The sequence below is a fragment of the Ruegeria sp. R8_1 genome (assembly GCF_017743815.1).
Taxonomy (GTDB): domain Bacteria; phylum Pseudomonadota; class Alphaproteobacteria; order Rhodobacterales; family Rhodobacteraceae; genus Ruegeria; species Ruegeria lacuscaerulensis_A.
This window is the reverse complement of record NZ_JAGHRL010000003.1, coordinates 43,595-65,178: the sequence shown is the minus strand read 5'-3', so window position 1 is coordinate 65,178 and position 21,584 is coordinate 43,595. Positions and strand designations below refer to the sequence as shown.

The following is a 21,584-nucleotide window of genomic DNA, read 5'->3' as shown; positions in this document are numbered from 1 at the left end:
TATTCGCAAGGAGCCCGACGTGAGCGACCATGACCAGTCCCTCTGGCTGAATACCAGTAAGGAGCATGTGGCCAGTAGCCTTTTGACCAGTGATCTGACGGTTGATCTGGCTGTGATCGGTGGTGGGTATACTGGCTGCTCGGCGGCTTTGACGGCGGCGCAGTCCGGCGCATCGGTTGCTCTGCTTGAGGCGCAGGAAATCGGGCATGGTGGATCGGGCCGAAATGTCGGCTTTGCCAATGCAGGTCTGTGGCTGCCACCGGACGAAATTCGTGCGTTTTTGGGAGAGGCGGCAGGCAACCGCCTCATCGACCTGTTGGGGGCTGCGCCGGGCGATGTGTTTGACCTGATCCAGCAACATGGGATCGACTGCGCGCCCGTGCGCAATGGTACCCTGCATTGTGCGCATTCGCCTGCCGGGCTTAAGGACCTGAAAAACCGTCATGCACAACTCAGTGCGACCGGTGCCCCGATCGCGCTTTTGTCAGCCGACGAAACCCGCCAGCGCACCGGTAGCGCGGCTTTTCACGGTGCGGTTTTTGATCCGCGTGCGGGGACGATCCAGCCGTTGGACTATGTCCGCGGGCTTGCGCGTGCGGCGGTTGAGGCGGGGACACAGGTCTTTACGCAAAGCCCGGTTCAATCGTTGTCGCGTGACGGCGATGTGTGGGTGTTGACCACAGCAAAAGGTACTGTTCGGGCCAAGGCATTGATCCAGGCCACAAACGCTTATCACCGGGGTTTGCCCGGAACGGCGCCTGCCTATGTACCGGTTTACTATTTTCAATTCGCGACAGCCCCGCTTTCGGACAACCTGCGCGCCAGTATTCTGCACCAAGGCGAGGGTGCCTGGGATACTGGCCTGATCATGACCTCGTTCCGGTTGGATCACGAGGGACGTTTTATCATCGGGGCGATGGGCGATCTGGGCCATGCAGGTAGCGGGGCCCACAGGGCGTGGATCAGACGCAAGATGGCCGAGCTTTATCCGCAGCTGTCCGACCAGCCCCTGACCCAAGGTTGGCATGGTCGCATTGCGATGACGTCAGACCATATTCCCAAAATCACGCAGATTGGCCCGAATGCCTTGGCAGCGCATGGGTTCTCGGGCCGTGGTATCGGCCCGGGTACCGTTTTTGGCCGTCAAATGGCCAAAAGCCTGTTGCGCAACGATCCGGGTCTGCTGCCTGTCCCGGCAGTTGCTGAGTACTCGGAAAATTGGACGGGCCTGCGCCGCGCCTATTTCGAGACAGGCGCGGCGCTTACGCATCTGATCAAGGCGCGGTTCTGATCCTAGACGGATCGCGTGATCCCACCGTCTACGCGTATGTTTTGTCCTGTGATGTAGCCTCCGCCTTCGGACGCCAGCATTGCCACGACCGAGGCGATCTCATCATAGCTGCGCCCATAGCGGCCCAGCGGGATACGGGCGCGGAACTCTTCTTTCTCGGGCAGGCTGTCGATAAAGCCGGGCAGGACATTGTTCATGCGGATATTGTCGGCGGCGTATTGGTCGGAATACAACTTGGTAAAGGCGGCCAGTCCGGCGCGGAACACGCCCGACGTTGGGAAGACCGGGTCCGGTTCGAAGGCGGCGAAAGTCGAGATGTTTATGATCGACCCGCCCCCTTGCGATTGCATGATCGGTGTAACCAGACGGGTTGGGCGAACGGCGTTCATGAAATAGACGTCCATGCCAGTGTGCCAATCCTCGTCCGTCAGCTCCAGCACCGGCGCGCGGGGGCCATGCCCGGCCGAGTTGACCAGAACGTCGACACGCCCCCAATGGGACATCGCGGCGTCGACCAGCTTTTGCAGATCCTCGGTAGATTGGTTTGAACCGGTCACGCCAACACCGCCCAATTCATGCGCCAGTGCCTCGCCTTTGCCCGAAGAAGACAGGATACCGACCTTGAACCCGTCTGCAGCCAGCCGCCGGGCGGAATCCGCACCCATGCCGCTGCCACCGGCTGTGATAAGCGCCACTTTGGTCATTCGATCTCTCCGTTTGTTGATGAACTGTAAATGCGCCTCGTCGGCGCATTTGACTAATCAGTTCTACTGTTTCTATGCTGTAGAAAATCTACAGGATGGTCATATGACCGCATTACCCCCGCTCAATGCCCTGCGCGCGTTTGAAGCCTCGGCGCGACATCTCAACTTTCGACTGGCAGCAGAAGAGTTGGGCGTGACGCAAGGGGCGGTTGCCCAACAGGTGCGCGGACTAGAAGCGCGATTGGCCGAGAAGCTGTTTGATCGCCTGCCGCGTGGCCTTGCGCTGACCGAAGCCGGACGCAGGTTTCATGCCCCTCTGCGCCGCGCTTTTCGTTTGATCGAAGAGGCGGTCACTGATCTGTCCGGCGACAGACATGTTACGATTTCGGTCACGCCCAGTTTCGCGTCGAAATGGTTGGCGCCACGATTAAAGGACTTTTCCTCGCGTTATCCGGATATCGCCGTTCAGATCGACGCGCGCGAGCGGTTGGCAGATTTCAATAGCGACGGGGTTGATATCGCCGTGCGACAGGGTCGGGCCCCGTTTGGCAGCGACTTATCATCGGTGCCTCTGTTTTCGACTGATTTCCTTGTGGTCTGTAGCCCTTCGTTGGCCACCCAAGTCAAAGCGCCGCAGGACCTGTCAGGCGTAATCCTTTTGAACGACACGCACGGTCTTTGGCCTCTGTTCCTTGATCGGGCCGGAGTCGTCGGCAAGCCACGAATGATGAATTTTAGCCAGACGAGCCTTGCCATTGATGCGGCTGTGTCCGGGCAAGGGATAGCGCTGGCTAATGCGCCATTGGTTGCGGCCGAGCTTGCGGAAGGACGCCTTGTTCAACCTCTGCCTGATGTATTGGTCGAGGATCTGGGTTTTCACATCGTCGTGCCAAAACGCCCGCGACAACCGGAACTGGTCGAGGTGGTGCAAAAATGGCTTTTATCTCAGGTCTGAAGGGCACCCGCTGTGGACTCGATCCTGTTGCGGACCCAGCGATGAGCGGGATCGTTTGCCGACCTTTGATGCCAGACCATGTAGATCGAGACCGGCTCGCATTTGAACGGCAAGGGCGCGCAGTCCAGCGCAGCCAGTGGCCCGCGTTTCATCAACGCGGTGTCGGTCGAGATCAGGTCGCTGCCTTTCACAAAGGACGGGATGGCGTTGAAATGAGGCAAGGTGACGGTGGGTGGTCTGATCTGGCTTTGGTCTACGCCCCGCATCACGGCGCGCGAACTGCGGCCATCGGGAAACCGGACGTCAACATGTTCAGTCGCACAGTAGGCGTGCCAACTGTCCGGCGGACAGCGTCGCTCTGCATCGTAAAAGATCATCAATGGGCTGCTGAGAATACGTTTCTGAAAGATGTCCGGCCCATCCGGCGGCAGGGGCGTCAGCATCAGCTGGCACCGGTCGCTACGCAACAAGTCCGGATCGGGAACACCCGAGGGTATGAACCCTAGCCGCAACCGGACGCCCTCGGCCCGTGTGGCGCGCAGCAGTTCGGGAAAGATCAGTTCGCGCGGCATGTCGTTGGTGGCGATCTGAAATTGCATGTCCTCAAGCATCGGATCAAACGGGCGGTCTTCGGTCAGCGCCCGCATTGCATCCAGCACGTTTTGCGCTGGGTCTTTCAGCGACAAAGCCCGTTCGGTCGGGGTCAGCCCCTGACCCGAGCGGACAAACAGCGGATCGCCTAGAACCTGTCGCAATTTGGCCAGCGTATGGCTGATCGCTGATTGCGTCACGCCCAACCGGTCGGCCGCTTTCGATACCGAACTTTCTTCGAGAATGGTCAGAAACACGCGCAAGACCTTACCGTCCAGGTCAGTAAAATCAGTTTTCCTCATGACGTGTATGATTATTCATGAATGGATTTGCAGTCCAGTGCGCAATAGGTGACTGTCATCATCAGGAGGTGCGCGATGGGAATCCGCTTTTTCTCGGACAAGAACCGCCCGGTTCATATGGGGCAATACCCGCTAGAACGGTTGGCTCGGCAAGCGGCGTTGCCGGATCTGTCAGCGGTCCCGCCGATGCCGACGCTTGGTTTTCACCGGCCCGAGCGCCCCGAAAGCATCGTGAACGCGATGGGTGAGTTTCAAGCGATGCTGGACACGATCCGCGACGGCTTCGTGAACCCGGTGGTGTCCGAAGTGCCTGCCGATCTGACCGAGCGGGCCAATCACCTGAAGGCGTTCGGCTATTTCAACGATGCTTCGATGATGGGCTGTGGCCCTCTGCCGCCCGAGGCATTGCTGACCGAACCCCGTCGCAACCTCGATATCGACCGTCTGGCCCATGCGCTGAAGACACGGCAAACCAAGACGCTGGCCTCAGGCATCGACCTGATCATGGCCGATCTGAAAGAAAGCATGGAGGCCACGCCGCGCCCCATGGACAGGCATCGCCATGCGATTGTGTTCCTCTATGAGCACAACCGCGACCCCGACCCGGAGGAACCCGGCGCAGATTGGATCATGGATGCGCAAGACCACCGCGCTAGTCTTCTGGCGACCGAGAACGCGGTGGTCATTGCCAACTACATCCGCATTCTGGGCTTTGACGCGCGGGCGCATACGGTGATGTCGTCTGAGGTTGATCTGGGCAAGCTCGCCGTGGCGGCGGGGCTGTGTGCGGTCGAAGGCGGGGCGCTGGTCGCGCCATGGCTGGGCAAACGGTTCGGGCTGGCGGCGGTCACGACCGAGATGGAGATCGCCCATGGTCAGCCTCTGCGCCCGATGGCGCAGCAGCCGTGGTTTCGCACTCAAGGCCCGGCGTGGTGGCTGGGCGCGGGCTTTGCCAAGAACGCCCTGAACCGCGACCCTTTTGCCAAGCGGCGCTATGTGGACGGGGCGCTTCCGTTTGAGACTCTCAAGCGGGTTGAAACGCCAACCACCTATATTGATGAGGAAAACGTGGCCCGCGTCCCCAAGCGCGCCGACATGTTCGCTCGGGCGCAGTTCGGGGATATGGGCAAGCATCTGCAAGACGGGGCCAAGGGCGGGTATTACGTGCGCAAGGCGGCGCCCAGTACCGCGCAACGCCGCGCGCTGGGCGCGTTTGTGTTGCTGCAGGATGGCGAAAGCGCGTACACCGCGCGCCCAACCGATGCCGCGCGCAATGCGGCGAATATCAAGGCGGCCACATATTTTCTGGGCGTCGATGCGGTGGGCCTCAGCCGGTGCCCGGACTGGGCGTGGTATTCGCATGACGCAATGGGCGAGGAGATCATTCCGCCGCACGACCAGGCCATCAGCATGATCATCGACCAGGGTTATGAAACGATGGAGGGCGCCAGCGGCGATGACTGGATCAGTGTCGCGCAGTCTATGCGCGCCTATCTGCGGTTCTCGTTGCTGGGCGGGGTGATCGCGCAACAGATCCGCAACCTCGGCTATAAGGCCCGCGCGCATACGGTGATGGATGGCGAGGTGTTACAGCCGCCGCTGCTGTTGTTGTCTGGGCTGGGCGAGGTCAGCCGGATCGGAGAGGTGATCCTGAACCCCTATCTTGGCCCACGCCTGAAATCCGGCGCGGTGACGACCGATATGCCAATGACGCATGACAAGCCGATCGATTTCGGCCTGCAAACCTTTTGCGAGAGCTGCAACAAATGCGCCCGCGAATGCCCCTCGGGCGCGATCACGGCCGGGCCGAAGCTGATGTTCAACGGCTATGAAATCTGGAAATCCGACAGCCAGAAATGCGCCACCTATCGCGTGACCACGCCGGGCGGCGCGATGTGTGGGCGGTGTATGAAGACCTGCCCTTGGAACCTTGAGGGCATCTTCAAGGAACGCCCCTTCCGCTGGGCCGCGATGAATATTCCCAAGGCCGCGCCCGCGCTGGCGCGGTTGGATGATGCCGTGGGCAATGGCGGGCTGAACGATGTCAAGAAATGGTGGTGGGATCTGGAGCTGCAACCGGACGGTGCCTATCGCCCGACCGAGCACCCGCTGAACCGGCGCGATCTGCAAACCGATCTGGACCTGAAATATGAGGATCAGACTCTGGCCGTTTACCCTGCCTATCTGGCACCGCACCCCTGGCCCTATCCGTTCGCCATGGACCGCGAGGCTGGGATCGCAGCCTATGAGGCCATGGTCACGGCCCAGGAATACAAGGCGCGCAAAGCGGCGGGCGATCTGTCGGTGATCCACCGCTATACTATCGCGGGCGACGCACCGGTGATGCGGGTGGCGCTGACCAAGGTCGATAAGATGACTGCTGATGTGACCAAGTATGAGTTCTCGACTCTGGACGGATCACCCTTGCCTGAATGGACAGCGGGCGCGCATCTAGACGTGTTGGTCGCGCCGGAATTCCTGCGGCAATACTCTATGTCCGGTGACCCATCCGACCGCGCCACCTATCAGATCGGTGTATTGCGTGAGGATGAGGGCCGTGGCGGATCGGCCCTGCTGCACCGGATTTTCAACGAGGGGCGGAAGGTTTTCATCTCGAAACCCATCAACCATTTCGAACTGGATGAGAGCGCAACCAAGACCTTCCTGATGGGCGGCGGTATCGGCATTACTCCGATGATCGCCTTTGCCCACCGTCTGTATGCCTTGGGCAAACCGTTCGAGCTGCACTATTCGGCCAGTACCCGTGCCGGGGCCGGGTATCTGAAAGATCTGGCAGCGATGCCTTGGGCGGATCACGTGCATTATCATTTCTCGGATGAAGGCACACGGGCCGATCTGGAAGCCGTCCTGTCGGGTTATCAAGACGGCTGGCACGTCTATACCTGCGGTCCGGATCGGTTCATGGACGGCGTGATGCAGGCGGCCGAGAAACAAGGATTTCCCGACGAGGCGCGGCATCTGGAGTATTTCTCGGTCCCTGAACAGCCGGATTATGAGAATCACGCCTTCACCCTGCGGCTGGCAAAATCGGGTCGTGATCTGACTGTACCCGCCGACAAAGATGCAGCGCAGGTCCTGAACGAGGCGGGTGTTCACGTCGATGTGAAGTGCGCTGACGGCATCTGTGGGGTGTGTAAATGTGGCGTGATTTCGGGTGAGGTCGAACACCGCGATTTCGTTTTGTCCAAGAAACAACGTGAGAGCGCTATCATCCTATGCCAAAGCCGGGCGGCGCAGCCGGATGGTGTGATCGAGATCGACCTCTGAGCCGAGGTCAGGAAACGACATTCTGAAACGCAAAAATTGGTCGCTCTTACCATGGACGTTACGGCACGGCTGCACTAACGTCCCCTGCGAACCCTAGTGAATCCTGATCAACAGGTGCGAGGTATTTTCATGGATTATCACAGCCCCGCCAGTTTTGCCGAGGCGTCGGCTCTGGCAGCAAACGCAACGGGGGTTACCCGCTTTCTGGCCGGTGGAACGGATGTTCTGGTGCAGTTGCGCTCGGAACTGGTCACGCCCGATACGCTGATCGACATCAAGAAGATCGACGGTGTCAGTGACATCACCCGTAATGCAGACGGCAGTTGGACCCTCGGCGTTGCCGCAACCGGTGCCGAGATGAGCGAACATGCTGAACTGAACCGCGACTGGCCCGGCGTGGTCGAGGCGATGGACCTGATCGGATCGACCCAGGTGCAGGGGCGGGCGACGCTGACGGGCAACCTGTGCAATGGCTCTCCGGCGGCGGATTCTGTGCCTGCGATGGTTGCCGCTGCTGTGACCGTTTCTGTCACCGGCCCTGATGGAACGCGTGAGGTGGCTGTCGAGGATATCCCAACCGGACCGGGCAAGACCTCGCTGTCCAAGGGTGAGGTGATCTCGGCCGTAAATATCCCCGCACGCGGAGACAATGCGGGCGACGCCTATCTGCGGTTCATCCCGCGCACGGAAATGGACATCGCCGTGGTCGGCGTCGGCGTCAGCCTGCGTCTGGATGGCGACACCGTGACCGAGGCCCGTGTCTCGCTGGGCGCGGTCGCACCGACTGTCCTGCTGGTTGACGATTGTGCCAAGGCCATCATCGGCAGCACTCTGGACGATGCTGCGCTGGACGCGCTGGCGGCTGCGGCATCGGCCGCCTGTAACCCGATTGACGACAAACGCGGTACGATCGCATTCCGCACCGAGGTCGCAGGCGTTCTGGCCAAGCGCGCCGCGAAAATCGCCTATGCCCGCGCGAAGGGAGAGAAAGCATGAGCAAGCTCCACGTAACGACCACCGTGAACGGCGATGAGGTCGATTTTCTGTGCGACCCGCGCGAAACCCTGCTGGATTGCCTGCGCGACAAGCTGAACCTGACCGGCGCGAAAGAGGGCTGCGGTACTGGCGATTGCGGCGCGTGTTCAGTCACGGTTGATGGCCGTCTGGTCTGTTCCTGCCTGATGCTGGGCGCTGAGGCCGAGGGTAAGACCATCGAAACCGTCGAAGGTATCGCGGATGGGGATGTGCTGCATCCGCTGCAGCAGAAATTCATCGAACATGCCGCCCTGCAATGCGGCATCTGCACGCCGGGCATTCTGGTGGCGGCCAAATCGCTGCTGGAGAAAAACCCCAACCCGACCGAGGAAGAAACCCGGTACTGGCTGGCGGGTAACCTGTGCCGCTGCACCGGCTATGACAAGATCATTCGCGCCGTCATGGAAACGGCAGAAGAATTGCGGGAGGCTTCGTAATGGCACTGGACGATCGTAAAACGGATTTCACCTTTGTCGGCACCCGTCCGAACCGCCCTGACGGGTTGGACAAGGTGACAGGCCGCGCCAAGTTCGGCGCGGATATGTCGGCACCGGGGATGCTGCACGGCGCCATCCTGCGCTCGCCCCATGCTCATGCGCGGATCGTGAAAATCGACACGTCGAAGGCTGAGGCGCTGAAAGACGTCAAAGCCGTGGTGACACGCGCTGATTTCGCCGACGTGCCGTTCAAGCCCGGTTTGGCGGGCGAATTCTGGAACGTGCTGGAAAACGTCATGGCGGGTGAGAAAGCTCTCTATGATGGTCATGCGGTGGCTGCCGTGGCGGCGACCTCGGCACTGGCCGCGCGGGATGCGCTGAAGCTGATCGAGGTCGAGTATGAGGTGCTGCCTCATGTGACCGACGTAGACAAAGCGATGGCCCCGGATGCGCCGGTCATCCGCGAAGGTGCGGCGGATTATTCCGTGCCCGAAGGGATGCATCCCAACGTCGTGCGGTATCACGAAAGCGGTCATGGCGATGTCGATGCAGGCTTTGCCGAGGCAGATCTGGTCCTCGAAGACAGCTTTGTCACCGAGGCGACCCATCAGGGTTATATCGAACCCCACGCCTGTCTGGGCCTGCTGGGCAGCGACGGCAAAGGTGAGCTTTGGTGCACCACCCAAGGCCATTGGATTGCGCAAAAGACATGTGCGGCGTTGCTGGGCATCGAAACCTCGCAATTGCGCGTTACCGCGTCCGAGATTGGCGGCGGCTTTGGCGGCAAGACCACGGTCTTCATCGAACCGGTCGCGCTGGCGCTGAGCCGCAAGGCGAACCGCCCGGTCAAGCTGGTCATGACCCGGTCCGAGGTCTTCCGGGCGACGGGGCCAACCGCCTCGGCCTCGATGGATATCAAGATCGGCATGAAGAAGGACGGCACGATCACCGCCGCGCGGGGTGAGTTCCGTCTGCAGGGCGGCGCGTTCCCCGGAGCACCCGGCGATATGACCGCCATGTGTGCCTTTGCGGCCTATAACCTGACCAACGTCAAACAGATCGGTTATGACGTCATGGCCAACCGTCCCAAGCAAGCCGCTTATCGCGCGCCCGGCGCGCCGATGGGGGCGTTTGCGGTCGAGTCGGTCATTGACGAGATGTGCAACAAGCTGGGCCTCGACCCGATTGAGGTGCGTCTGAAGAACGCCGCGCATGAGGGCACCAAGGCCAGCTATGGCCCGCGCTATGAACGCATCGGTCTGGTCGAAACGCTCGAGGCCGCCAAGGCGCATCCGCATTATTCGGCGCCGTTGAAGCCGGGGCAGGGACGCGGCGTCTCCTGCGGCTTCTGGTTCAACCACGGGGGTGAAACCTCGGTAACCTTGGCATTGTCCGAAGACGGATCAGCCCAGTTGATGGTGGGCACACCCGACATTGGCGGATCGCGCGCGTCTATGGCGCTGATGGCGGCTGAGGTGTTGGGCATTCCATATGAGAACATCCGTGTCACCGTCGCTGATACCGCCTCGCTGGGGTATAACGACGTCAGCCATGGCAGCCGAGTGACCTATGCTTCGGGTCTGGCGACGATCAAGGCGGCCAAACACGCGGTTGAAAAGCTGTGCGAACGTGCAGCGGCCAAATGGGATATCCCGGTTGAAGCCGTAAAGTGGGAAAACGGTTGCGCCGTGCCTTCGGGCCCGAACGCGGGCGACTTTGACCCGATGCCGCTGGCGGATATCACGGCCAAAATGGGGCGCACCGGGGGTCCGATCTCGGGCCATTTTGAGGCGACGCCCGAAGGCGCAGGCGTGTCCTTTGGCACCCATATTGTTGACGCCGAGGTCGATCCGGAAACCGGCAAGACCACGATCACCCGCTACACGGTCATTCAGGACGCCGGTAAGGCGATCCACCCGACCTATGTCGAGGGCCAGTTCCAAGGCGGTGCCGCGCAAGGTATCGGCTGGGCGCTGAACGAGGAATACATCTATGGCGAGGATGGGCGGTTGCAGAACTCGATCTTCCTTGACTATCGCATCCCCGTTGCCAGCGACCTGCCCATGATCGACACGGTGATCGTCGAAGTGCCCAACCCCGGCCACCCCTTCGGTGTGCGCGGTGTGGGTGAGACGGGCATCGTGCCGCCCTTGGCCGCCATCGCCAATGCTGTGTCCAACGCGGCTGGCGTGCGGATGAAGCAACTGCCAATGTCCCCGCCGCGCATTCTGGCGGCGCTCAAGGACAATGGTTGAGGTCCACCTCTGGTCCGGCCTCCGGTCTTTGACCGGGGGTCAGCAAGTGGTGGAGGTCGAGGCCAAAACCACCGGCGATCTGTTGCGGGAACTGATCCGGGCGCATCCGCAACTGGAAGGCCCGATCGAGGCGGGCGTGTCCATCGCCATCGACGGACGCGTCATCGCCACCGGCCTGACCGAACCGATCCCCGAAGGCAGTGAAGTTTACCTAATGCAGCGTCTGCGCGGCGGTTAGGACGGCGACCAAGGCTCGCGCCCGACCATGCGGTCGGCCTCGGCCGTGATGTCATTCATATGTTGTTCAAGGCTAAGGCGCAGCGCCTCAATCTGCTCGTCCGAGGCTTTGCGCGGCACGGTTTCCGTCCATTCCCGGCAAATAAACACGCCCTTGTTGCGCCAGGGACGCGGCATTAGCAGACGATCCCATGTGCCCGCCTCGCGACCATGTTCCGCGGAAAAGGTGATCCCGAACACCCGCTTGCCCGATGTCCTCGCCCAGACCAAAGGCACCGTGGATAGCACCCGTTCTGGCCCGCGCGGGCCATCAGCAGCAATGCCTATCGAAATGCCCCGCTTGATCTTGCCGATCACTTCGCGTGACACAGCAATATTGTTGGCGTTCTTGCTGGTCATGGCGATTGTGTCCATGCCGAACAGTTTCTGAACCCGCCCCACCATACTGCCGGCCCGCGCAGACGAGGTGATCGAGCAGATGCGCCCCTTGTCCAATGGATAGAAATAGGGCGACTGGGCAAGGCGTTGATGCCACAGAACAACGATAACCGGCTCGCCCTTTTCGGCCAGATGATCCAGTTCCTCATAGCCGATGCGCTGCCATTCGGTGTTGCGATGGACCAGCCGGATATACCACGCAATGCGCCGCGCGGCCCAGTTCAACAGGGCTTCACTGTCGGCTATCTTCGTTCGGATGCTCACGGGCGGGGTCCTTCTGCTGGCGCAAAACGTGTCTTATAGAACTCAACGTGACGCGCAACTTGTTTGTCAGCTACAGAAGTGGTGTGGAATCTGAAAAAGCCTCTTGAGTCCGCCGCGCGGCTGGCATATCTGATGCGCACCTTAGGGGTATAGCTCAGTTGGTAGAGCGACGGTCTCCAAAACCGTAGGTCGCGGGTTCGAACCCTGCTGCCCCTGCCAAATTACACTTCGTATCAGTATGTCGGGAGATCGGATCCCGGGATCCGAGGCTTTTTGTGTCAATACGCAACTAACGGACGGTGTTGACACTGCGCGTAGAACGGGCAGATTCGTAATAAAATTACGAGGCTCAGATATGGACGCACCTATTATCCAACTTGTTCTTTTGCTCTTGTTGTTGATTTTCGTGATCTGGCTCTATGTTCTGCCGATCACGATGGCGGGACGCCGCAACCGATCCGGCCTCATCTGGTTTCTGATAGGTCTTGTCGCATCACCCTTATTGGCCATCCTGTTGTTGCTTGCATTGGGTGACGCACCAGGGCGACCAACGGCCTGACCGTACGCGAAGGTAATGTAATTTGCTCCAAAATCCCTGACGACGGACGGTCAATTTGGGCTATTCCTTCGCATTCCGGTTTCCTCGGCCCCGCGATTGGCATATTGTCCGGTGAAACACCCAAGGGCCGGATGAGGATACATGTCGCGTTTCGATGGATATTTCCTGCGACAATTGCTGATTCTGTTCGGCTTTTTCACTCTAATTCTGGTGGGGGTTTTCTGGATCACTCGCTCGGTCAGCCTGTTTGACCGGGTAATCAGCGGCGGTCAGTCGGCGCTTGTGTTTCTGGAATTCACCGCCCTGACTCTGCCGACGCTAATCCGAACCGTGATGCCAATGGCTGTATTTGCTGCGGCCGTCTACGCAACTAACCGGCTGAGTCGTGAAAGTGAACTGACCGTAATGCTGGCGACCGGGTCCAGCCCGTGGCGCCTTGCGCGCGCGGTTTTCCTGTTTGGTCTTGTGTCTGGCGCCATGATGGCGTCGATCAGTGTTTTCCTGCGCCCTGCATCGGTCGAACAGCTGGAACTGCGTCAGGCCGAAGTCGCAGGCGACGTGACCGCTCAACTGTTGAACGAAGGTGAGTTTCTGCACCCGACCACTGGCGTCACGGTATATATCGGTCGGATTGATCTGGATGGGACTTTGCACGAGGTCTTTGTGTCCGACCGCAGGGATGAGGCAACTCCCGTGAGCTACTCCAGTAAAACGGCCTATCTGGTCAATGGCGGTTCGGGTATCCATCTGGTTATGGTGGACGGTGTTGCTTTGCGCCTGGATCAAGAGGGCAAAACGCTTTCTTCGACACTGTTCGAGGACGCCTCGTACGACATCTCAGGGTTAACGAACACCAATCGGATGACAGAACGAAGCCTCGAGGCGATCCCGACCAATGAGCTTCTTCAAAACCGGGCGGAAATATCAGCGGCGGAAGGGTTCACTGAGGGCGAATTGATCGAGGAGCTGCATCAGAGGTTCTCGTGGATTGCCATTTGCGTCGCCGTTTCGATGGCCGGATACGCAACCCTGATGCTGGGTAGTTTTTCGCGATTTGGCCTATGGCCGCAGATCTTCGGTGCCTTTACGATTTTGGTGCTTTTAGAAGGTGTGCGCGGTTTTGTTTCGCCCATTGTCGTTGCCGATCCGGGGTTATGGATCGTGCTGTATTTGCCGGCAATTATCGGTATCCTGATATCATGTCTGTTCCTGCTGATCGCAGGGAGGCCGTTGGTAAGAGGGCGGTCCAGACTGCGGCAAACGTCTGCGGCTTAGACGGGTTTTCTCAGATCAGTCAGGCAATCCCGAATGTTGTCAAACGCGGGGCTGGAACGGCGCGTGACCAGATAGAGTGGCAACATCAGATCGCGCGCGTCGGGCACAGCCGTCAATTCGCCAGATGCCAGATGGTCGGCGATAACGTAGTCTGGAAAATAGCCGATCCCGCCCCGCCGCAGGATATAGCGAAGCGCCATCATGCAATTGCCCAAGAACACTGTTTGCCCAGATACGCTGCGTGCAGCCGAGCGGACGTGGTCCTGATAGACCTCACCCAGTTCAAGGTTGACGAAAACGGGGTCGCCGTTTGGCGTTGGGGACTGCACAAGCCGTAGGCGCTCTGGGGCTAGTTCGTCAGAAATGATCCGTGTGTCTGACGGTCTTTCGTGGGTAAGGGCCGCGTCCAATACATGAGTGGAGACCGCGTCGATCATGTCCAGATCATGGTCGTAGTTAAGGGTCAGTAGCAACTGGCCCAGTTTCTGCTCAAATCGAACAGCAAGATCGACAAGCAATGGATCCCAGATGCTGAGTTGCGCTCCAAGACGCAGAGCTATCCGGTTTGTCGATTGAGCAGGCAGATCCCGCGAAGCAAAGGACCACAGAGACAACATCTGCTCGGCATAGGGGCGGAATTGTCGCCCAAAATCAGTTAGGGCGGTGCCACCTGCACCGCGGTTAAACAGCTGTTTTCCGGTCGCTTCCTCGATCGACCGGATACGGGCACTGACTGCGGTCTGTGTCACGTTCAGCTTGCGGGCGGCGGCGTGGAACCCGCCGGTTTCGGCCACGCATAGGAAAGTCTCGAGCGCTGTAATTTGCATGTCGAAAGTATTTTTTCATCGAATTGATAAAATCAAATCATTTTTTTGGAGGCATGGTTCCGCGCTACTCTGTGGTGAACGATGTGCATAAGGACCGTGCCATGCTGGACAAAAGCCACAAACCCACCTGGACCAGTTTCGAAGAGGCGACGAAAGCCGATTGGGATGCGGTCATGGAGTATGAAGAGGCGTACAACGCCGCTTTGCCCGACCGTATTCTGGACGCGATCCGGTCGCTGGACGAGGAGTGGACGCCATACCCGGTCAACCGCTATCAGCATAGTCTGCAGGCCGCGACCCGCGCCTATGAGGATGGCGCGGATGAGGAACTTGTCGTGGCTGCTCTGATCCATGACACCGGCGATATCCTGTCGCCCTACAATCACGGTGAGCTGTCAGCGGCGATGATGAAGCCCTATGTCAGTGAAAAGACCTATTGGATTTTGAAACATCACTGCGTGTTTCAGGGCTATTACTATAACCACCACCTTGGTGGCGATCGAAACGCCCGCGACAAGTACCGCGACAGCCCGTACTGGGAGGATTGCCGCTATTTCTGCCATGAATATGATCAGAAGGCGTTCGACCCGGACTACCCGACCAAACCGCTGGAGTTCTTCGAGCCCATGCTGCGCCGTGTCCTGAACAAGGGCGAGGGGCATATGGAATTGAACGAGACTTCCGAAGGTTAACAGGACGCCATCAGCCGATAGACGATCTGCGCGGCGGTGAAATCCCACGCCGCGTTGCCATCGGGGGCCAATTCGACCACGTCAAAGCCCACGCATTTGCGGCCTTTCAGGGCATGTTCGACCAGCCGCAGCGCCTGATAGTATCCCAAACCACCCGGAACCGGGGTGCCGGTAGCAGGCATCAACGAGGGGTCAAGCCCGTCCACGTCAAAACTAACATAGACCAGCTCGGGGAAATCCTCGGGCAGGTCGACGGCGTGGATATTGCCTGTGACCAGCTCCTCGGCATCCACATGGAAGACGTGGTTTTTCAGACGGCTTTGCGCCTCTTCGGTGGAAAAGGCGCGGACGCCGAATTGGGCCAGCTTAATGCCTTCTTCAGCCAGCAGATGCATAACTGACGCGTGCGAATGCTTCTCGCCCTGATAGGCATTGCGCAGGTCGGCATGGGCGTCGATCTGGACGATGCCGACGGGCTGGTTCAGCGCCCGCGCCACGCCCATCACCGCGCCGTAGCTGAGCGAGTGCTCTCCGCCCAGCGTCACCGGCACTTTGCCGGCGCGAATTGCGGCCTCGGTGCGTTGCGCAAGGCGCTCCATGATCTCGGCCAGGGAGGCATCGCAGTCGATGGCTGGTTCGGTAAAGATACCCTCGACACAGGGTTCCGAGTGGCCGGTGATCCGCTCCAGCTCGTTGCTGGCCTCGATGATCGCCTCGGGCCCTTTGGCGGTGCCTGATCCGTAGGACACGGTGCGCTCCAGCGGCACGGGGATCACGCGGAACCGCGCGTCTTCGGTGCGTTCAGACGCGGTCAGTTCACTGTCGAGGAAAATGCTCATGAGAGGCGGTCCTTAAAGTCGTCATAGCCGAATTGTTTGATGATCTTCAGCTCGTCCGTTTCGCTGTTCCACAGGGCGATGGTCGGCAGGGGCACGCCATTGAAGGTGTTGGTCTTGACCATCGAGTAATGCGCCTGATCGAGGAAGGCAAAGCGCTGACCGATCTGCAGCGGTTTGTCCCATGTGTAGTCGCCGATCACGTCACCGGCCAGACAGGACGGCCCGCCCAGGCGGTAGGTATGGCCAGTCTCGGCCTCATCCATTAGGGCGGGGCGGTAGGGCGCCTCGATCACGTCGGGCATGTGACAGGTGGCCGAGATATCGGTGATAGCGAGATTCATGCCATTGGTGGGCAGGTCGAGGATTTCACCGACCAGAATGCCCGCGTCCAGCGCAACGGCTTCACCGGGTTCGAGATAGACATCGACGCCATGCGTTTCACGGATGGTCTTGATGAAAGCGATCAGCCCTTCGCGGTTATAATCGTCGCGGGTGATGTGGTGTCCGCCGCCGAAATTCAGCCATTTGAGCTGACCGAGGAAGGGTTTGAGTTTTGGTTCGACCGCATCCCATGTCCGTTGCAATGGCTCGAACCCCTGTTCGCAGAGCGTGTGCATGTGCAGCCCGTCGACGCCGCTCAGGGTCTCGGCGGTGAGTTGGCTGACGGGTGTGCCGAGGCGCGAGCAGGGAGCGCAGGGGTCGTATTTGGGGATCTCGCCTTCGGAATGTTCCGGGTTGATGCGCAGTCCGACCTGAACGTTTGCGGCTTGGGCTTTCGTGAGAAACCGGTCTTTTTGCGCGGGCGAATTGAAGATGATGTGGTCCGACAGCGACAGGATTTCTTCTATATCCGCGTCTTTGTAACCAGCGCAAAAGGTAGCGACTTCACCGCCATATTCCTCGCGGCCGAGGCGGGCCTCGTAGATGCCACTGGCGCAGGTGCCGCTGAGGTGCCGGCGCACCAGCGGGGCGAGCGAGAACATGGAGAAGGCCTTGAGCGCGCTCAGGACATGCGCGCCAGATTTTGTGCCGATATCGGAGAGGATGCGCAGGTTTCGCTCGATCGCCTTTTCGTCGACCACGAAGCAGGGAGTGGGGACGCGGCTGAGGTCGAAATTGCGAAAGGCACCGGCGTCGCCGGCTTGGGTGGTCATCATGTCGGACATGTCAGGCGTCTCCGATTGTGGAGAAGCCGGGGGGCCAGCCCCCCGGTCCCCCCGAGGTATTTTTAGCCAGATGAAGCAGGGCGACCGTGGAGGGCGCCCGCGCGGATCAGAAGGTGACCGGGCCGTCGAGCTCGTGGACCTGCCACGGCAGGCCGTGGGTGTTCAGCATGTCCATGAAGTCATCGGGATCGAGCTGTTCCATGTTCCACACGCCGGGCTCGGTCCAGTTGCCTTTCAGCACCTGTGCCGCGCCGATCATTGCCGGGACGCCGGTGGTGTAGCTGACGGCCTGAGAGCCGACCTCGGCGTAGCACTCCTCGTGGTCGCAGATGTTGTAGATGTAGAAGGTCTTTTCGCCTGAGCCATCCTTGGCCTGACCGGTGGCGATGTCGCCGATGCAGGCTTTGCCTTTGGTTTCCGCGCCCAGATCGCCGGGATCGGGCAGCAAGGTTTTCAGGAACTGGATCGGGATGATTTCTTTGCCGTCATGCATCACCGGGTCGATGCGGGTCATGCCGACATTTTCCAGCACTTTGGCGTGAGTGATATAGGCGTCGCCGAAGGTCATCCAGAAGCGGGCGCGCTCGATCTCGGGGAAGTGGGTGGAGAGTGACTCCAGTTCCTCGTGATACATCAGGTACATGTTCTTGGGGCCGATGGCGGGGAAGTCGAACTCGACTTTGTGGGTCATGGCGGGGCTGGTTTTCCACTCGCCGCCTTCCCAGTGGCGCACTTCAGCCAGCACTTCGCGCAGGTTGATTTCCGGGTTGAAGTTGGTGGCGAATTCCTGATCGTTGCTGCCGCCATTGGCGTCCAGTACGTCGATCTGGCGGATCGTGTCCAGCTTGTGTTTCTTGAGCCATTTGGCGAACACGCTGGTTACACCCGGATCGAAGCCCGAGCCGAGGATGGCGGTCAGACCGGCCGCTTTGAACCGCTCCTGATAGGCCCATTGCCAGTGGTATTCGAACTTGGCCTCATCCTCGGGCTCATAATTCGCGGTGTCGATATAGTGGATACCGGCCTCAAGGCACGCATCCATCAGCACCAGATCCTGATAGGGCAGGGCAAGGTTCACGAGGATTTCCGCCCCGGTTTCCTTGATCAGCTTGACCGTGTCTTCGACCTTGTAGGCGTCGAGCTCGGCGGTTTTGATCTCAACGCCGACGCGGTCCTTAACGGCTGCGGCGATGGCATCGCATTTCGATTTCGTGCGGCTGGCCAGTGTGATCTCGGTAAAGATATCCGAGTTCATCGCCATCTTGTGCACGGCTGCGTGCGATACGCCGCCTGCGCCGACAACCAGTGTTTTGCCATTCAAAGTTCCCATGGGGGTCATCTCCTCTCAGGGGGTTATTCGTAATAGGTGTAGCCGTTGATGGAGTCGCGATAGGCGCTCATCAGGGTTTTGCGGTCCTTGGCCATCAGAGTACCGGTCGAGATCGCCTCGTCCACCATTTTGCGGAAGGCGGCGACGCAGTCCTGGGGGTCGAACTCGACATAGGACAGGACCTGGCTGATCGTGTCGCCCTCTTGTTCGTGCAGCAGGTCAAAGCCGCCATCGGCGCGCAGGTCGATGGTGACAACGTTGGTGTCGCCGAACAGGTTGTGCAGATCGCCCAGCGTTTCCTGATAGGCCCCGACGAAGAAGACGCCCATGAAGTACTCACCATCCTCAGGCAGGGAATGCACCGGCAAGCTGGGTGAGACGCCATCGGCCAGAATGAACCGGTCGATCTTGCCGTCGCTGTCGCAGGTGATGTCGGACAGAACGGCGCGGCGGTCGGGGGTTTCGTTCAGCCCTTGCAGCGGGACGATCGGGTGAAGCTGGTCGATGGCCCAGACGTCCGGCAGCGACTGGAACAGCGAGAAGTTGCAGTGATAGATATCGGCCACTTTCTCAAGCTGATCATCCACATCCGTGTCCAGTTCGTCACTGGCCGCCAGCGCCTTGAGGCGCGCCATCAGCGACAGGTAGATGCGCTCGGCGCGGGCCATCTGGCGCAGGTCCACATAGCCCCGGCGGAACAGGGCGCGCAGTTCGTTGCGGTAGAAGGTGGCGTCGTTCCAGCATTCCTGCAGACGGTCTTGGCTGAGGTACCCGTGAACGGCGGCAAGGTCGGCGACCATGTGATGATCGTCGGGTTCAACCTCGGGGCCTGTGGGCGCGTCATAGAGCGTGCTTTCCAGCACGTTGAAGACCAGCATCGACGAGGTCGCCACCACGGCGCGTCCGCTTTCGGTGACCAGTGTGGGGTGCGCAATTTCGGCCTCATCCATGGCATAGGCCACGGTTTCGACCACATTGGCGCAGTATTCCTCAACCGTGTAGTTGATCGAATTTTCGGCGGCCTTTTTCTCACCAGTATAATCCACGCCCATGCCGCCGCCGAGGTCCAGATGGGTCAGCGGCACGCCCTCGCGCGTGAGTTCGGTATAATACCGGCACGCCTCACCTACGGCGCGGCGCACATCGTTGACGTCCTGCACCTGAGAGCCCAGATGCGAGTGCTGCAGCTTCAGGCAATGCAGCAGCCCCGCCGCCTTCAGCTTGTCCACCGTGGCGACCAGTTGGTCCGTGTTCATGCCAAAGGCCGAACGGTCGCCCGAGCTTTCTTCCCATTTACCGCTGATCTGGTTGGTCAGCTTTACTCGCACACCGATCAGGGGTTCGATGCCCAACTCGTTGTAAACCTCGATCACCGTGTCGGCCTCTTTCGGGCTTTCCAGAACGATGACTGTGTTGAAGCCGATCTTGCGGGACAGGATGGCCAGTTGGATGAACTCGGCATCCTTGACGCCGTTGCAGACGATCAGCGCCTCGGGGGCCAGACGATGGGCCAGCGCCACGACCAGTTCGGGTTTCGATCCGGCTTCAAGCCCATAGTTGTATTTCTTGCCGAACGCGACGATGCGGTCGACCACCTGCGCCTGTTGGTTGACCTTGATCGGAAACACGCCGCGATAGGGGCCTTTGTAGCCCACCCGCGCGATGGCGTCGGCAAAGCTCTCGTTCAGATGCGCGATCTCATGTTCCAGATAGGAACTGACCCGCAGCACCATCGGCGCCTTGATCCCCCGGTCATCCAGATCGGCCAGAATACCCGGCAGGCTGATCGCAGCCGCGTCGGGGGCCAGTGGGTTTCGCAGACCGATCTCGCCCTGCTCTGTCACCTCGACAAGGCCCTTGCCCCATTTCTCAACTCCGTAGACGGAATGCGGTGCGTCGGGCGTCTGTTTCAATCAAGTCAGTCCTTTGATCCGTGGGGGTGCAGTTTTGCGCCTGCCCATACGGCAGCAGTTTGATTCGTCCAAGTGTAATCTATGTGACGGGAACTGACGAAGTTACGCGCAAGTGCCGACCGGGATCAAGTGATTGTCCCACTGGCAGTCCGGACGTGCCGATATGCGGGCGGTGGCCGCCAGCGCGCCGACCAGACCGGTGCCGGTGGTAAAGACGAACCCATCGGGGCCGGTGCCGATACCGCAGACATCCTCAAGCGCGATGGCGGCGGTCAGGGTGCCGGTGGCGACGTTGAACTGATGCAGCGCATTGCCGCGTGGGCAGGTGATGGCGACGCTTTGACCGTTGGCGGCAAAGGCGATGCTGCCGGCATAGCCTTGCAAGGTACTCTGCTTGGCTTCAGGTGCGGCCAGCAAGCGTGGGGCCGTTCCACGCCGGTGCAGGCCGAGCAGCGGGGGGTGCTGCGTCGTGCCCCCCTGCCATTGCATCGCAAATGCTACCAGTCCGTCAGCCCGAACAGCCAGATGGCGGATCGAGTTCTTGTGCAGCACCCGAGGCAGTGTGACTTGCTCTTGCACGGCTCCAGCCATGTCCAGATAGGTCAGGCTTGGCTGCATCACCGGCAGGTTCAGCTTGGCGCGGCCGGTCTCGGGGTGGGTTTCGATCCCGCCATTGGCCACCACCAGCGTCTTGCCATCGGGCATCAGGCGCAGGTCATGCGGACCAACCCCGCCCGAGGGAAATTCGCCCAGCCGGGTATAGCGGGCCGTGTCCCAGACGCCGATCACACCCGTGCCCGCCTCATAGTCGTTTTCGGTGGTGAAGAGTTGCGAGCCATCCGCTGAAAACACGCCGTGGCCATAGAAATGGCGACCTTCGGGTGCCTTCAGCCGCGCCATCTCAGCACCTGCCGCGCAGTCGATGACCACGGCGAAAGTACCTGGTCGTCGGGCAAACGCGACGGCCTGCGCGCGGGATGGGTGGGCAGCTGCAGCGTGGCCCCGAGCTGGCAGCGGAAGGGAAAATTGGATGTCACCGTCTACTGCTAGCCCGACAAGCCGGTAGGAGTCGTCTGGAAAGAGCGCAGCGGCTAGAAAATCAGGCGCGCCGACCTCTGCCCAACCGCGCATCGGGACGAGACCTGTAGCCACCAGACCGGCCAGAAAATGACGTCGGTTGGTCATC

General features: G+C 60.2%; 19 protein-coding genes and 1 tRNA gene. 11 read left to right on the top strand and 9 right to left on the bottom strand.

Annotated elements, in window-relative coordinates; all coding sequences use genetic code 11:
* The first annotated feature begins 19 nt into the window (after positions 1–19).
* Positions 20–1,291: an FAD-binding oxidoreductase gene (locus J7380_RS07615; protein WP_209195198.1), complete on the top strand. Its 1,272-nt coding sequence runs from the start codon at positions 20–22 to the stop codon at positions 1,289–1,291.
* Between the two features lie 2 nt (positions 1,292–1,293).
* Here the strand turns inward: J7380_RS07615 and J7380_RS07610 are convergent, their stop codons facing one another.
* Positions 1,294–1,995: an SDR family oxidoreductase gene (locus J7380_RS07610; RefSeq protein ID WP_209195197.1), complete on the bottom strand. Its 702-nt coding sequence runs from the start codon at positions 1,993–1,995 to the stop codon at positions 1,294–1,296.
* A 103-nt stretch (positions 1,996–2,098) separates the two neighbouring features.
* Between J7380_RS07610 and J7380_RS07605 the strand changes: the two genes are divergently transcribed.
* Positions 2,099–2,950 (top strand): LysR substrate-binding domain-containing protein, encoded by an 852-nt coding sequence (locus J7380_RS07605; protein ID WP_209195196.1) that lies wholly within the window; start codon positions 2,099–2,101, stop codon positions 2,948–2,950.
* On the opposite strand, the gene J7380_RS07600 is transcribed toward J7380_RS07605, so the two are convergent.
* The gene (locus J7380_RS07600) at positions 2,941–3,843 is read right to left on the bottom strand and encodes a LysR family transcriptional regulator (RefSeq protein WP_209195195.1); all 903 of its coding nucleotides are present in this window, start codon (positions 3,841–3,843) and stop codon (positions 2,941–2,943) included. The genes J7380_RS07605 and J7380_RS07600 overlap by 10 nt on opposite strands.
* Before the next feature lie 75 nt (positions 3,844–3,918).
* Between J7380_RS07600 and J7380_RS07595 the strand changes: the two genes are divergently transcribed.
* The 5 genes from J7380_RS07595 (at position 3,919) to J7380_RS07575 (ending at position 11,096) form a co-directional block, all read left to right on the top strand.
* Positions 3,919–7,131: a reductive dehalogenase gene (locus J7380_RS07595; RefSeq protein WP_209195194.1), complete on the top strand. Its 3,213-nt coding sequence runs from the start codon at positions 3,919–3,921 to the stop codon at positions 7,129–7,131.
* Positions 7,132–7,260: 129 nt separating this feature from the next.
* The gene (locus J7380_RS07590; RefSeq protein ID WP_209195193.1) at positions 7,261–8,127 is read left to right on the top strand and encodes a xanthine dehydrogenase family protein subunit M; all 867 of its coding nucleotides are present in this window, start codon (positions 7,261–7,263) and stop codon (positions 8,125–8,127) included.
* Entirely contained in the window at positions 8,124–8,603 is a 480-nt protein-coding gene (locus J7380_RS07585) for a (2Fe-2S)-binding protein (protein WP_170353362.1), read from the top strand. The genes J7380_RS07590 and J7380_RS07585 overlap by 4 nt, the downstream gene beginning before the upstream one ends.
* Complete coding sequence (locus J7380_RS07580; RefSeq protein WP_209195192.1) at positions 8,603–10,858, top strand: xanthine dehydrogenase family protein molybdopterin-binding subunit; 2,256 nt, start codon at positions 8,603–8,605, stop codon at positions 10,856–10,858. Before J7380_RS07585 ends, J7380_RS07580 begins: the two co-directional genes overlap by 1 nt.
* Positions 10,851–11,096: a MoaD/ThiS family protein gene (locus tag J7380_RS07575; RefSeq protein ID WP_209195191.1), complete on the top strand. Its 246-nt coding sequence runs from the start codon at positions 10,851–10,853 to the stop codon at positions 11,094–11,096. The genes J7380_RS07580 and J7380_RS07575 overlap by 8 nt, the downstream gene beginning before the upstream one ends.
* Here the strand turns inward: J7380_RS07575 and J7380_RS07570 are convergent.
* Positions 11,093–11,797, bottom strand: coding sequence for a DUF374 domain-containing protein (locus tag J7380_RS07570; RefSeq protein WP_209195190.1), 705 nt, complete (start codon positions 11,795–11,797; stop codon positions 11,093–11,095). The genes J7380_RS07575 and J7380_RS07570 overlap by 4 nt on opposite strands.
* A gap of 143 nt (positions 11,798–11,940) precedes the next feature.
* Between J7380_RS07570 and J7380_RS07565 the strand changes: the two genes are divergently transcribed.
* The 3 genes from J7380_RS07565 (at position 11,941) to lptF (ending at position 13,631) form a co-directional block, all read left to right on the top strand.
* Positions 11,941–12,016 (top strand) — tRNA-Trp (locus J7380_RS07565).
* 136 nt (positions 12,017–12,152) lie between these two features.
* Positions 12,153–12,356, top strand: a complete 204-nt coding sequence (locus tag J7380_RS07560; RefSeq protein WP_209195189.1) for a hypothetical protein — start codon at positions 12,153–12,155, stop codon at positions 12,354–12,356.
* Positions 12,357–12,497: 141 nt separating this feature from the next.
* Positions 12,498–13,631 (top strand): LPS export ABC transporter permease LptF, encoded by a 1,134-nt coding sequence (gene lptF, locus J7380_RS07555; RefSeq protein WP_209195188.1) that lies wholly within the window; start codon positions 12,498–12,500, stop codon positions 13,629–13,631.
* On the opposite strand, the gene J7380_RS07550 is transcribed toward lptF, so the two are convergent.
* A complete protein-coding gene (locus J7380_RS07550; protein WP_209195187.1) occupies positions 13,628–14,458 on the bottom strand; it encodes a LysR family transcriptional regulator in 831 nt (276 codons plus the stop codon). The genes lptF and J7380_RS07550 overlap by 4 nt on opposite strands.
* 101 nt (positions 14,459–14,559) lie before the next feature.
* Between J7380_RS07550 and J7380_RS07545 the strand changes: the two genes are divergently transcribed.
* The gene (locus J7380_RS07545; protein ID WP_170773868.1) at positions 14,560–15,150 is read left to right on the top strand and encodes an HD domain-containing protein; all 591 of its coding nucleotides are present in this window, start codon (positions 14,560–14,562) and stop codon (positions 15,148–15,150) included.
* Here the strand turns inward: J7380_RS07545 and speB are convergent.
* The 5 genes from speB to J7380_RS07520 form a co-directional block, all read right to left on the bottom strand.
* Positions 15,147–15,989 carry an agmatinase gene (speB, locus tag J7380_RS07540; protein ID WP_209195186.1) on the bottom strand — a complete coding sequence of 281 codons (843 nt, stop codon included), beginning with the start codon at positions 15,987–15,989 and terminating at the stop codon, positions 15,147–15,149. The genes J7380_RS07545 and speB overlap by 4 nt on opposite strands.
* Complete coding sequence (nspC, locus tag J7380_RS07535) at positions 15,986–17,155, bottom strand: carboxynorspermidine decarboxylase (RefSeq protein ID WP_209195185.1); 1,170 nt, start codon at positions 17,153–17,155, stop codon at positions 15,986–15,988. The genes speB and nspC overlap by 4 nt, the downstream gene beginning before the upstream one ends.
* A gap of 106 nt (positions 17,156–17,261) precedes the next feature.
* Positions 17,262–18,485 carry a saccharopine dehydrogenase family protein gene (locus J7380_RS07530; protein WP_209195184.1) on the bottom strand — a complete coding sequence of 408 codons (1,224 nt, stop codon included), beginning with the start codon at positions 18,483–18,485 and terminating at the stop codon, positions 17,262–17,264.
* A gap of 23 nt (positions 18,486–18,508) precedes the next feature.
* A complete protein-coding gene (speA, locus tag J7380_RS07525; protein WP_209195183.1) occupies positions 18,509–20,398 on the bottom strand; it encodes a biosynthetic arginine decarboxylase in 1,890 nt (629 codons plus the stop codon).
* 102 nt (positions 20,399–20,500) lie between these two features.
* Entirely contained in the window at positions 20,501–21,583 is a 1,083-nt protein-coding gene (locus J7380_RS07520) for a DUF1513 domain-containing protein (protein WP_209195182.1), read from the bottom strand.
* Between the last annotated feature and the right edge of the window lies 1 nt (position 21,584).

Excerpts from the sequence above, each read along its gene's own strand:
- J7380_RS07610 (WP_209195197.1), bottom strand. The coding sequence starts at position 1,995 with ATGACCAAAGTGGCGCTTATCACAGCCGGTGGCAGCGGCATGGGTGCG.
- J7380_RS07605 (WP_209195196.1), top strand. The coding sequence starts at position 2,099 with ATGACCGCATTACCCCCGCTCAATGCCCTGCGCGCGTTTGAAGCCTCG.
- J7380_RS07600 (WP_209195195.1), bottom strand. The coding sequence starts at position 3,843 with ATGAGGAAAACTGATTTTACTGACCTGGACGGTAAGGTCTTGCGCGTG.
- J7380_RS07595 (WP_209195194.1), top strand. The coding sequence starts at position 3,919 with ATGGGAATCCGCTTTTTCTCGGACAAGAACCGCCCGGTTCATATGGGG.
- J7380_RS07590 (WP_209195193.1), top strand. The coding sequence starts at position 7,261 with ATGGATTATCACAGCCCCGCCAGTTTTGCCGAGGCGTCGGCTCTGGCA.
- J7380_RS07585 (WP_170353362.1), top strand. The coding sequence starts at position 8,124 with ATGAGCAAGCTCCACGTAACGACCACCGTGAACGGCGATGAGGTCGAT.
- J7380_RS07580 (WP_209195192.1), top strand. The coding sequence starts at position 8,603 with ATGGCACTGGACGATCGTAAAACGGATTTCACCTTTGTCGGCACCCGT.
- J7380_RS07575 (WP_209195191.1), top strand. The coding sequence starts at position 10,851 with ATGGTTGAGGTCCACCTCTGGTCCGGCCTCCGGTCTTTGACCGGGGGT.
- J7380_RS07560 (WP_209195189.1), top strand. The coding sequence starts at position 12,153 with ATGGACGCACCTATTATCCAACTTGTTCTTTTGCTCTTGTTGTTGATT.
- lptF (WP_209195188.1), top strand. The coding sequence starts at position 12,498 with ATGTCGCGTTTCGATGGATATTTCCTGCGACAATTGCTGATTCTGTTC.
- J7380_RS07550 (WP_209195187.1), bottom strand. The coding sequence starts at position 14,458 with ATGCAAATTACAGCGCTCGAGACTTTCCTATGCGTGGCCGAAACCGGC.
- J7380_RS07545 (WP_170773868.1), top strand. The coding sequence starts at position 14,560 with ATGCTGGACAAAAGCCACAAACCCACCTGGACCAGTTTCGAAGAGGCG.
- speB (WP_209195186.1), bottom strand. The coding sequence starts at position 15,989 with ATGAGCATTTTCCTCGACAGTGAACTGACCGCGTCTGAACGCACCGAA.
- nspC (WP_209195185.1), bottom strand. The coding sequence starts at position 17,155 with ATGTCCGACATGATGACCACCCAAGCCGGCGACGCCGGTGCCTTTCGC.
- J7380_RS07530 (WP_209195184.1), bottom strand. The coding sequence starts at position 18,485 with ATGGGAACTTTGAATGGCAAAACACTGGTTGTCGGCGCAGGCGGCGTA.
- J7380_RS07520 (WP_209195182.1), bottom strand. The coding sequence starts at position 21,583 with ATGACCAACCGACGTCATTTTCTGGCCGGTCTGGTGGCTACAGGTCTC.